The 11,041-nt window shown below is 40.2% G+C and carries 11 protein-coding genes and 1 pseudogene; 9 read left to right on the top strand and 3 right to left on the bottom strand.

Annotated features, from left to right (window positions below):
- Window positions 1-55: 55 nt before the first annotated feature.
- From V7783_RS03935 to V7783_RS03945, 3 genes and pseudogenes are all read left to right on the top strand, one after another.
- Window positions 56-313 (top strand): annotated as a pseudogene (locus V7783_RS03935) (PhoH family protein); the annotation flags it as partial.
- Between the two features lie 66 nt (window positions 314-379).
- A complete protein-coding gene (locus V7783_RS03940) occupies window positions 380-3,853 on the top strand; it encodes a PAS domain-containing sensor histidine kinase (RefSeq protein ID WP_335677607.1) in 3,474 nt (1,157 codons plus the stop codon).
- Window positions 3,819-4,736: a diguanylate cyclase domain-containing protein gene (locus V7783_RS03945; protein ID WP_335677608.1), complete on the top strand. Its 918-nt coding sequence runs from the start codon at window positions 3,819-3,821 to the stop codon at window positions 4,734-4,736. The genes V7783_RS03940 and V7783_RS03945 overlap by 35 nt, the downstream gene beginning before the upstream one ends.
- 39 nt (window positions 4,737-4,775) lie before the next feature.
- Here V7783_RS03945 and V7783_RS03950 read toward each other — a convergent pair whose 3' ends face one another.
- Window positions 4,776-5,156, bottom strand: a complete 381-nt coding sequence (locus tag V7783_RS03950; protein WP_335677609.1) for a DUF3192 domain-containing protein — start codon at window positions 5,154-5,156, stop codon at window positions 4,776-4,778.
- Window positions 5,157-5,321: 165 nt separating this feature from the next.
- Window positions 5,322-6,266, bottom strand: a complete 945-nt coding sequence (locus V7783_RS03955) for a D-2-hydroxyacid dehydrogenase (protein WP_335677610.1) — start codon at window positions 6,264-6,266, stop codon at window positions 5,322-5,324.
- Window positions 6,267-6,368: 102 nt separating this feature from the next.
- On the opposite strand from V7783_RS03955, the gene zntR reads away from it, so the two are divergent.
- From zntR to V7783_RS03975, 4 genes are all read left to right on the top strand, one after another.
- Entirely contained in the window at window positions 6,369-6,782 is a 414-nt protein-coding gene (gene zntR / locus V7783_RS03960) for a Zn(2+)-responsive transcriptional regulator (protein ID WP_335677611.1), read from the top strand.
- Entirely contained in the window at window positions 6,766-7,920 is a 1,155-nt protein-coding gene (locus tag V7783_RS03965; RefSeq protein ID WP_335677612.1) for an SO_0444 family Cu/Zn efflux transporter, read from the top strand. The genes zntR and V7783_RS03965 overlap by 17 nt, the downstream gene beginning before the upstream one ends.
- A 160-nt stretch (window positions 7,921-8,080) precedes the next feature.
- The gene (locus tag V7783_RS03970; RefSeq protein WP_335677613.1) at window positions 8,081-9,214 is read left to right on the top strand and encodes a 1-acyl-sn-glycerol-3-phosphate acyltransferase; all 1,134 of its coding nucleotides are present in this window, start codon (window positions 8,081-8,083) and stop codon (window positions 9,212-9,214) included.
- A 128-nt stretch (window positions 9,215-9,342) separates the two neighbouring features.
- Window positions 9,343-9,588, top strand: a complete 246-nt coding sequence (locus V7783_RS03975) for a DUF1289 domain-containing protein (protein WP_335677614.1) — start codon at window positions 9,343-9,345, stop codon at window positions 9,586-9,588.
- On the opposite strand, the gene V7783_RS03980 is transcribed toward V7783_RS03975, so the two are convergent.
- The gene (locus V7783_RS03980; RefSeq protein WP_335677615.1) at window positions 9,585-10,280 is read right to left on the bottom strand and encodes a hypothetical protein; all 696 of its coding nucleotides are present in this window, start codon (window positions 10,278-10,280) and stop codon (window positions 9,585-9,587) included. The two genes, V7783_RS03975 and V7783_RS03980, sit on opposite strands and share 4 nt — an antisense overlap.
- A 124-nt stretch (window positions 10,281-10,404) precedes the next feature.
- Between V7783_RS03980 and V7783_RS03985 the strand changes: the two genes are divergently transcribed.
- Together V7783_RS03985 and V7783_RS03990 are read left to right on the top strand one after the other, a co-directional pair.
- On the top strand, window positions 10,405-10,608 hold the full coding sequence (locus tag V7783_RS03985; protein WP_169020037.1) for a DUF3283 family protein: 204 nt from the start codon (window positions 10,405-10,407) through the stop codon (window positions 10,606-10,608).
- Window positions 10,608-11,012: a GNAT family N-acetyltransferase gene (locus tag V7783_RS03990; protein ID WP_335677616.1), complete on the top strand. Its 405-nt coding sequence runs from the start codon at window positions 10,608-10,610 to the stop codon at window positions 11,010-11,012. The genes V7783_RS03985 and V7783_RS03990 overlap by 1 nt, the downstream gene beginning before the upstream one ends.
- Window positions 11,013-11,041 lie beyond the last annotated feature (29 nt).

The raw sequence follows: 11,041 nt of genomic DNA on the forward strand, positions 1-11,041 counted from the left end.
ATGTGTGTAAAAACTTTTTTGTTCAAGTTTATTGAGGGTATGATAGTATTATATCAATTCGGGGGTGATTTTAGATGAAAGCCAAAACTTAACCGCCTCGCAGCTGAAAACCATTATTACCCGTTGTGGCGAAGGCACCAAGCTAATTTGCTCTGGCAACCTTGCGCAAATAGACAGTAATTACTTAACCCCAGTAACATCGGGTTTAACCTATATTGTCGAGCGCTTTAAAGATTTTGAGGGCAGCGCCACAGTTAACTTGAATGGCGTAGTAAGAAGTCGCTTAGCCTCGTTTGCGGAGGAAAATTTATAACTTGCACAGCTTCGCTTGGCTCGATAACCTAACTTGCAAAATTAGCGTCAAGCGACGGATTGTAGATTGAACTTTCTACCTTTAAAACATTACTACCGTTCACTAACAGTGGCACTTATTGTGCCACTGTTAGTGGCTTTTCTATTGTGCCTACATTTATACAATATTAAATTGGAGCGTGGCGTTGCTAAACGTGAGGCGGATTTTGCCAATTTAGCAGCGCAAGTTGAGCATGCTATGAATGGTGCGGATGGCTTGATTGCCACGCTTTTTTCTCAATATTCACAACCTCTTTCTTATCAATTTGATCAGCAATGGCTTGAAGGTATCAATCAGCAAGACAATTATTACTACCGGAAAATTCCAGGTGGTGGTGGTGAAATTGTCGGTCAGGGTAAATTTTCAAACAGTCCAAATGCAATCGCGCAATGGCAGCAAGTTATTGCGCTAGGACCGGCTTTTAATACCGCATTATCGTTAATTCAATCTTTAGCTGCGGTTGCTTACGTTAATGAGCAAGGTTTTGTGTATATCAAGCGCCGCCAAGACGGGGATAGCTTAATGCTAACCCAAGTGCTTGATGGCCACCTTCGCCCTGCGGTTGTTGATAACTCGCTGACATCAAGTGCGGTTATCGAAATTGCGGGAAAAAATTACTTTTCAATCGGCCATGCACGTGAGCGAGGCAGTGAAGAGTACATTATTTTGATTTATGACCTAGCGGCCGTTGCAAGTTGGTTAAAAAAAATAGCCCCCAGCAGCGGTGAATATATCTTTTTAAATGATCAGCAAGAGGTCATTACTAGTTCGCGAAATGAGATCAAACAAGGCGTGCCACTAACAGCGTATTGGCCCTTAGCAAGCCCTGCTGATAAGCCTGCAAAAGGGATGGATAAGCTTGGTAATGTCTTCCTTTTACAAGCGCAAAATCAGCTTCCCATATATGTTGGTTACTTTGAATCTCATTTTGAATTAGCATCACCGATAGTGACCGATGTTGTCATAGAACTGGTTTTTTTATGTTTATTTTTAGTGATGATGTTCGCCACCTTACTGTGGTTGAGTCAGCGTATTTTTGTCAAACCGATGACTTACTTAATGGCGTACCTTGAACAAAATGAGGCACATTATAAAGCGCGTTCAAATTATCAAATACCAGCTAACTGGCAGCCATGGTTTAGCCGGATTAAGTGGGTGCTTAATAAAAATCAGCAACTTGTTGATTCTTTACAGCAAGCTAATAGCGAGCTCGATGACCAAGTTAAAATAAAAACTCGTGAATTAGCGCGTAGTTATGAAGCTAAAGAGCGACATTTAGCCTTGCTTAATAGCATGCTCAATAGTGTGCCAGATTTAATTTACTTTAAAAATATTGATGGTTCATTTTTAGGCTGTAACCGTTCTTATGAGCAATATATTGGGATTGAGCAAGGCCAGCTAGTGGGTCAGCAGTTATGTGATATTAGTGATGACAGTGGTCATATTAGCGAGCTGGAACAGCAAGTGTTAAAAACTAAAAGCAAAGCGGAGCTGCGGCTTGAAACCCAACAGCAAGTATTTCAATTAACCATTGCGCCATTTTACAACGAGCAAAATCAATTATTAGGCTCAATGGGAATTGGTCGCGACATAACAGCGCAACAGCAAGCCTTGTTGGCATTAAAAGCCTCCGAATCTAAATTTCGCAGTGCCATTGAATATGCCGCCAATGGGGTGATCTTATTGTCACTAGAGCATAGCGTATTACAGCTTAATAGAACGGCGCGCAAGATTTTTGATATTGATAAAGCAGCACCCAACTTATTATTAAAACAGTTATTCCCGCAGCAACAATGGCAAGAAATAGCATCACTATTAGCTTTATTACTGACTGAGAAAAAGAAGGTTTATCACCTTACTTTAGGGCAACAAGAGCTCAATCTTTGGTGGCAGTTGAGTGTTTCTTTAGTGTGGGATGAGCAGCAAGCTCCTTATTATTATGTGATCCATATTCAAGATGTCAGCGCACTCACCCAAGCTAAACAGGACGCAGAGCGGGCAACCGAAGCGAAAAGCCGTTTTATTGCTAATTTAAGCCATGAAATTCGCACTCCACTTAATGCGGTGACCGGCTTAATTGATATGGTTACCCAGCAAGGCTTAACATCGCAGCAGCAACAACATGCAGCTCAAGCTAAAAGTGCAGCGCAAAGCTTATTAACTATGCTTAATCGAATGCTAGATTTTGCACGAAGTGAGAATAATCAAGTACAACTCGATCTGGTTAGTTTTGAGTTATCTGCACTGTTAGATAGCTGTGAGAGTTTATTGATCGGGCTTTGTCAGCAAAAAGGGCTTTCGTTTAATATTGAAGTGGACTCCTCAGTTGCGCCTCAACTTGTAGGTGACTATATTCGTTTGCAGCAAGTGCTCGGAAACTTACTAACAAATGCCGTAAAATTTACTGAGCAAGGAACTATTACACTTAAAATAACGGCTCATGATATATCTGATACTCAACAAACGCTGTGTTTTACGGTGCGAGATACTGGTGTAGGCATTGATAAAGCTGACCAAAGTCGATTATTTGACGCATTTACCCAAGGTGATGAATCGCTTACCCGTACCCACCAAGGCGTCGGCTTAGGACTTGCCATTGTAAAACATGAAGTGGCGTTAATGGGCTCAGAAATTAACGTAGTGAGTGAGAAAGGCCAAGGCAGTGAGTTTTTCTTCACAATCACCTTCACTATTGCGCAACCACCCACCCAGCCTACGCAACCTAATAGGCTTAACACTGCAATGACAGCACCGACTCTTAAGGTTGCAGGAGCTCTAGTATTAGTGATTGATGATAATCAGCTGAACTTAGATATTATTAGTAATATTTTAAGCCAAACAAATATTAATGTGATGACTGCAAATTCGGCGATGGCAGGTATTGCGTTAGTAGAACAAGTAATGCCGGACCTGATTTTGATGGATATCCAGATGCCAGAAGTTGATGGCTTGCAAGCAACGGGATTATTGCGACAACATTATACTCAACAACAATTACCTATTTTTGCACTTACCGCTCACAGTGAGTTGGCCGATGAGCAACGTTCAATTGCTGCGGGTATGAACAGGCATCTTACCAAACCTGTCATTGCAGCGACTTTATTAACAGCAATCAATGAGCTAAAAATAATGAAAAGTGCATTTTTCGATCGTTCTTTTGCATTAGCTCAATTCTCAGGCGATAATACTTTACTACAGGTAATGTTAGAAAAGTTTGCACAGTTGTGTGATAGTCATATACAACAACTACGAGTTTCAACCTTAGAAGATGGTTTGGAACGGTTAGTGCATAGCATTAAAGGTGTGTCAGGAAATCTCGGATTTAACCGCCTTTGTGCTGTCGCTAAGCAACTTGAAGGTAAACTGCGAGAGTCGCAATCGCAACACGTTGAGCAATCAGAGTTGACTCAGCTAGTGTTCGAATTAACACAAATAAGTAGATATATTCAAATACAAGGCTCTGTAAATGTTGAAGAAAGCCAAAATACTGATCGTAGATGATGACCCATTAAATCGATTAGTGTTGGAAAAAACATTAGCGAATGATCACGAAATATTTTTAGTTGAAAGCGGTGAAAAAGCCCTAACGTTTGTTAAATCGACTCAGGTTGATTTAATTATTCTTGATATTGTGATGCCCGGCATTAATGGTTATGAAGTATTAGTTCGGTTGAAAGAGAATCCAACTACGCAGACGATCCCGGTTATTTTTATTTCAGCTAACACTAGCCATGATGATGAAGCAAAAGGTTTTGAATTAGGGGCAATGGATTATATTGCTAAGCCATTTAGTACGGCAATTGTGCGTGCCCGGGTGCGTAATCAATTACTGATCAAGAAAAAAAATGACTTACTCGAAATGCTTGCCTCAATTGATGGCCTAACAGAGATCCCTAATCGTCGTTACCTAGATGAAAACTTATCAAGGGAATGGCGAAGAAGTCGCCGCGCAGGTACGCCGTTATCAGTTTTATTAATGGATATAGATCACTTTAAACGTTATAACGATTGTTATGGTCATCGTGCCGGAGATGATTGTCTTAAACGTGTAGCACATGCATTGGTTGCTGCATGTGAGCGTGGTACTGATTTTGTAGCGCGTTATGGTGGTGAAGAGTTTGCTGCGGTATTACCTAATATCAACCAGCAAGATGCGTGGGAGTTTGCAAATAAACTCAGAGATGCCGTAAATGCGTTGAATATCCCGCATAAAGCATCACTGAATGCTGATCATATTACGATAAGTATTGGTATTGCCACCACTGAGTTTGGCCAAGTGTATGCAGAACACACGCTACTCGAAGAAGCCGATTTAGGCTTATATGAAGCCAAAGATACTGGGCGCGATAAAATAGTCGCCCGCGTTATTGCTGCAAGTGCCTAGGCAAAGAAGAGCGAATCAACATTCACTCTTCTTTGTGTATTAAATTGCGCTTAGTGAGTTATAAATACTGTCACCTACACCAATCAGCTTGTCGTTTTTAAAGACAAGTGGCGTACATTCATCTTTTGTTGTTTTACTATCTGAGTGAATGCTTTGGGTGGCATAAAATAGCACTTGGTATACATCACCGTCTTTCTTTAGTAGCTCAGTAAAGTCAGGTGTTTTTAGTTGACTTAAAACGCTCTGATAGCTGGTATCTAGCCCTAATGATGCAATAGTTTCACGATTAGATTGGTGGCGTTTCTCCCAGCTTGAATTATTACCTGCCCAATGCGTTTCTGCTTCTCCGTCTGATACGGCAATCACACAACCAGTAAGTAGTGGGGTAGTAAGGGCTGCGATCAAAAGTACTTTTTTCATTATTTTATCCTGATACTAAATATTGATTGTTAATTTGTTTATTCAGTAGCAAAGAATCTGCCAATATTTTAATTTATTAAAAATCATGTGGTTAATTGTTTTTGTACAAGGTGGTAAATTGTATTTAACCACCTTACATAGTAGTAAAAACTAAAATTTAGTTTATTACACCAATCTGTTTAAGGTTTCACCTTGGCTAAATGCACTGATATTTAAGCTCACTTGTTTAACCAAGCGAATGATTGACTCTTCGCTTGCCCAGGCAATATGTGGGGTGAGAATTAAGTTGTCGCCTTTGTAAAGAGCCAGTGGATTATTATCAGCAGCGGGCTCTTTGGTTAACACATCAAACCCAGCCCCTGCGATTTGTTTATTTGCTAATGCCTGCGCTAACTGTGCTTCGTTAACAATGCCACCGCGTGCGGTGTTAATTAAAATGGCGCTTGGTTTCATCATAGCCAGTTCTTCGCTGCCAATTAGATCGCGGCTTTCATCGGTTAATGGGCAGTGAACACTGATAATGTCGGCGCTTTTAATTGCTTGAAAAAACTCTGTGCGACCTGCTCTTGGGCTGTGATCTTTGCGCTCACTAATGATCACATTTGCACCAAATGCTTTGGCAACATCGGCAACTGCTTTACCAAGCGAACCATAACCGATAATTGCTAAGGTTTTACCGCCAATATCATTAAAACGATAATCAAGGCGGCAGAACATTTCGCTTTGTTGCCACAAGCCTTGCTGGCAATCAGCAATATAGCGGTGGGTATTGCCTAACAAATTAGTGATCAAAGCAAAGGTGTGTTGTACAACTGAAGGTGTTGAATAGCCTGCAACATTGGTAACAGCAATGCCAAGTTCTTTAGCGGCGACTAAATCAACATTGTTAGTGCCAGTTGCGGCAACACAAATAAGCTTTAATTCAGGTAGTTTTGCCAGTGTTTCACGATTAAGAACTACTTTATTGGTGATCAACACATCAGCGCCCGTACTGTGCGCTAAAACTTGCTCTGAACTGGTTAATGGGTAGCTTGTGAAATTGCCAAGTTTTTGAAAAGGCTCAAGAGAAGTGCCTGCTAATGTGGCAGTATCGAGAAGAGTAATGTTCATGTGCTGTCCTTATTAAAGAAAATAATTTTAATGCTTGACCTTGGTGTGTACTCTAAGGTTTATACTTGGCATCAGTTGATAATACACTCATTGGAGACACAGATGAAAATAGGTGAGTTTGCCAACCAATTAGGTGTCTCTACAGATACCCTAAGATACTATGAAAAACATAATTTGTTAACGCCATCAAGTCGAACCGAAGCCGGTTATCGCGATTATGGCGAAACGGCATTACAGCAAATGAAGTTTATTTTGCGTGCTAAAAATGTTGGTTTTAGCTTGGCAGAGATCAAAGAATTACTGCAAATTAAATTTAAAAAGCATCAGCATTCATGCCATGAAGTAAAAGATTTAACAATACAAAAACGTGATCTAGTCGCAGAACGTATCGCTGAACTAACACGTTTTCATCAATCGCTATCAGTTCTTGCTGATAAATGCTGTGGCGGACAAGAGCCTGCAGACAACTGTTCAATATTAACCACTTTGGAGGACATCGATGGACTTACTCAATAATTTTTGGCAGTTATTTTTATTATCTGCCCCTTGGTTAATGCTTGGTTTATTGATTGCTGGGTTATTAAATGTGTATTTACCTGCAAATTTTTTAAATAAACATTTAGGTAAAGAAGGTTTTTGGACCACAGTAAAAGCCGCTTTAATTGGTGCACCTATGCCATTGTGTTCATGTGGTGTTATTCCTGCAGCTATTGGCCTAAGACGTGCTGGTGCTTCAAAAAGTGCGACCACAGCGTTTTTAGTGTCGACTCCTGAAACTGGCGTCGATTCAGTGTCTGTGTCGTACGTGTTACTAGGTCCATTTATGGCGATTATTCGTCCCATAGCTGCGATTTGCAGTGCTATTGTTGCAGGTGTACTCGTTGGGCGTGATGGAGATAAACAGTCAGTAAAACCCGCTGCGGGAGCTGATATTAAAACCAGTTGTTGTGCGGCTAAATCTGCGGAGCTTAAACCGACGCAGCCTGAAGTTAAAACCAGTTGCTGTGCGCCTAAAACGGCGCAGCCTGAAGCTAAAACCAGTTGTTGTGATACAGATACACCAAGTGCGGCACCGCAGAGTCAATGGCAAAAGATGCGACAGGCGATAAGTTTTAGCTGCAACAAATTACTATCAGATACCATGGTCTGGTTAATGATTGGTTTATTCTTTGCCGCATTGGTACAAACATATGTGCCAGAGTCATTTTTAACCCAGTGGGGCAGTGGCATTTTAGCTATGCTGGTGGTGATAGTGATCAGTATTCCAATGTATATTTGTGCCACCGCATCTACACCTATTGCTGCTGGCTTGTTATTGAGTGGAGTATCGCCGGGGGCGGTGTTAGTGTTTATGCTCGCGGGACCGGCTACCAATATCGCTACGTTAGGCGTTGTGGCTAATGAGCTTGGTAAACGAGCCGTGGTTGCATATTTAACTGGGGTTATTGGTGTCGCGTTAATATTTGGTTTTTTAACGGATTATTTAGTAATGGAGTTTGGTTTTGTAGTCACCCCATTACTCGGTGAAGAGCACCAAGTACTGCCACATTGGCTAAGCTTGGTTTGTGGTGTAATTTTAATGGCACTTATCCTGCGTTTAGTTGTCATAGCATCACAAGCAAAGCTAAAGACAACTGGTAAGAGCATTGCTTAATTAAATGTTCTATAAGTACTTTTAAGAGCGCTTATTAGTTTGCATGAAAATGCAATAGTGTGACTTAGTTCGCATTTTAGTTTGCCTGAGTTATAATCGAACCAATAATATAAACGGTACGTATTTTACGTGCCGTTTTTTTAACTTTATAGATGCAGTAATGAGTGAATTAGTGGATAAGTACGCCGATATAAGACCTTACAACGACGACGAAGTAGCTGCCTCAGTTACTCGTTTGATTGCAGATAACGCATTTATTGATGTATTAGCAAAATATAATTTGCCACGCTTTATATCCTCGATACCATTTTTGGCGCGTTTTTTAGTTCGCCGGCAATTACAAAAAAAATGGGGCGGTGTTAATTCTGTTGAGCAAGTGCAGCAAGAAGTTGCGAAATATTTAGCCTTATTGGTCAAGCGCACGACTTCAGAAGTTACCTTTTCTGGCTTAGATCAACTGGATCCAAAGCAAGCTTATTTATTTATCTCAAATCATCGCGATATTGTGCTTGATCCCGCATTAGTTAATTGGGGGCTGTTTAGTCATAAAATGAAAACAGTACGTATCGCTATTGGTGATAATTTACTGCAAATTCCTTATATTACAGAACTTATGCGGCTCAATAAAAGCTTTATAGTCAAGCGCTCAGCTAAAGCCCCAAAGGAGATGCTTAAAGCCCTATCGCAGCTTTCCGCATATATTTATGATTCACTTGCAGGTGGTGATTCAATTTGGATCGCGCAAAAAGAAGGCCGTGCAAAAGATGGTTTTGATCAAACCGATCCAGCTTTACTGAAAATGTTGCAATTAAATGGTCGTAAGCAAAAGAAAGAATTTTCTGAATATGTACGTGAGCTAAAAATTGTTCCAGTATCCATCTCTTATCAATATGAACCTTGTGCCATAGCAAAAGCGAAAGAGCTTTATCATAAACAACATCACGGTAAATATGTTAAATCGGCTGGCGAAGATATTGCCAGCATTGTTGAGGGCTTTAGTGCTGCGAAAGGGCATGTACATTTAGCGTTTGGACAACCCATTGATGCAGATTGTGATTCGCCAGAGCGATTAGCAAAGACGATCGATCAGCAAATAGTTGATTCGTTCTTCTTACATCCTGGCAATTATATTGCTGGTGGTTGTAAGCAAGCAGTGATTGATAAAAGTGACGCAAAAGCATTTGAGCAACGCATGGCAAACGTGCCAGAGGAACTTAAACCTCTTGTATTAGCGATGTATGCAAAGCCTTTTCATCGCAAAGCTGAGTTTTATAGTAGCGAACACGAGCAATAACAAAGCAGCATAGTTATAAAAGCCGTATAAAAACAACACAGTTTTAAAAACCGTATAATAAGTTACGGTTTTTTTTCGCTTAAAAAACGGGCTATACTCAAAGCATTCTTTATTGACTGATGCTGGCTATGCAACAAATTGAAATTTTTGAAATTCCAAGTCCTTGCAAAGGCATTTGTGAGGTAAATAACCGAGGCTACTGTAAAGGCTGTTATCGCAGTCGTGAAGAACGCTTTGGTTGGAACTCATTTTCAAATGTTGAAAAAAAGCACGTTATTAGTTTATGTCAACAACGCTATAAGCGTTACCTACAAAAGCACAAAACGCTTACTGAACAACCTGCTTCACCTAAGCAGGATGACTTTGGCTTTTAATCAAGGTTATATTTAGATCTGAGTAACCGTATCGTGCCGTTTTCATTTAGTTTATGCAGTTGCTGTTCAAGTTTCGGTATTAATGCTTTATGGCGGGAGTTTAGAAAGTGAAAGCTCTTGATCGGTGCAAGTACTTCCATTTGAAATTGATTAACATCAAAGTGAGGGTGCTTAGTCGATAATAAAAAGTCGAGTAATAATACCCCTTGCACTTTTTGTTGGGTGAGTAAATTGAGCTGGGCAGTCACGCTTTTTACGTTAATTACCTCACCAATAAATGGGTGCTCATTTAAGTAACTTTGCGCTGCTGGGTAGCCAACTTGAATGGCGATACTGTCAATTTGTTCAAAGGTACATTGTTGGCAATTTTTTAATAATACTAGGTTAAATTCAAACAGTGGAAAGTTAACTGCATGTAGGTTTGTATACTGCTGGCTGATAGTTGAAACGCGACCTAGTTGGCCATCAAGAGTACCATTATTGGCTGCTGATAAAGCACTTTGATGATTAAAGTCAATAATATGTACATCATAACCAAGCTCGTTATAGGCAAGGGTCATCAACTCGATAACATAGCGAGCTTGTGGAGTATCGGCTGGACGATTAAATAGCATATGTTGGTTTTTTGCCAATGAACAAAGTGGCGCAAGTAAGGCGCATAGTATGATGCATCGAAGAAAATATTTAATCACAGCGTTTCCATATTAGGACGAAAAACGCCACCAATCTACGTTTAAAAGCTAAAAAGCGCAAGTTTAGTCGTAACTCCGATGTTATACTCAATGCATCTTTATGATTAGTAATAGCAGGTAATTTATGTCGTTTAACTTATGCTTACTGCCGCGTGAACAAAAATATCAAATACAACTAGATTACGAGGCGTCGTTTTGGGCTTATCAAATTAAGCGCGGCAAAAGTACACGTGAGCAAATATACAATACCATTCATAGTCGACCAGTGGCAGAACAGATGTTTTTGAAGCAGCAGTTTGAGCAATATTTAGCAATGATGCAAAGTTAATGAGCTCATTGCGTTTTGAGCGTTTAGAGGCGATTAAAACACCTTTAGTTAATAAGTTTTACAGTCAATATAATGCTCGTGGTCGAGCGACCAAACACGATCAAGTATGGGTTGCTTATTATGACTTTATCATTGTGGCGGCGTGTAGAATTCAAAATCGCAGTGACCATTTATTTTTATCTACCGTATTGGTCGCACCAACGAGACGTCGTCAAGGGCTGGCAAAACAACTACTAAAGCATGCCCTGAGTTCTCAAAGCTCACTCGTTTATACGTTTGCTTACGCTGAGTTAACTGATTTTTATAAATCAATCGGGTTTAACTTTGTGCTAACATTACCATCACCTTTGGATGCACTATTTGCTATCTATCAGCAACGCAATATAGTAGCCATGCAGTATTAATTTGTTAAAACAAATACGTGGAAATTTAG

The organism is Pseudoalteromonas sp. (genome assembly GCF_036960685.1).
In the GTDB taxonomy this organism is placed as follows: Bacteria; Pseudomonadota; Gammaproteobacteria; order Enterobacterales; family Alteromonadaceae; genus Pseudoalteromonas.

Bases quoted from the DNA above. Each gene is read 5' to 3' on its own strand.
- V7783_RS03945 (WP_335677608.1), top strand. From the start codon at position 3,819: ATGTTGAAGAAAGCCAAAATACTGATCGTAGATGATGACCCATTAAAT.
- V7783_RS03950 (WP_335677609.1), bottom strand. From the start codon at position 5,156: ATGAAAAAAGTACTTTTGATCGCAGCCCTTACTACCCCACTACTTACT.
- V7783_RS03955 (WP_335677610.1), bottom strand. From the start codon at position 6,266: ATGAACATTACTCTTCTCGATACTGCCACATTAGCAGGCACTTCTCTT.
- zntR (WP_335677611.1), top strand. From the start codon at position 6,369: ATGAAAATAGGTGAGTTTGCCAACCAATTAGGTGTCTCTACAGATACC.
- V7783_RS03965 (WP_335677612.1), top strand. From the start codon at position 6,766: ATGGACTTACTCAATAATTTTTGGCAGTTATTTTTATTATCTGCCCCT.
- V7783_RS03970 (WP_335677613.1), top strand. From the start codon at position 8,081: ATGAGTGAATTAGTGGATAAGTACGCCGATATAAGACCTTACAACGAC.
- V7783_RS03975 (WP_335677614.1), top strand. From the start codon at position 9,343: ATGCAACAAATTGAAATTTTTGAAATTCCAAGTCCTTGCAAAGGCATT.
- V7783_RS03985 (WP_169020037.1), top strand. From the start codon at position 10,405: ATGTCGTTTAACTTATGCTTACTGCCGCGTGAACAAAAATATCAAATA.
- V7783_RS03990 (WP_335677616.1), top strand. From the start codon at position 10,608: ATGAGCTCATTGCGTTTTGAGCGTTTAGAGGCGATTAAAACACCTTTA.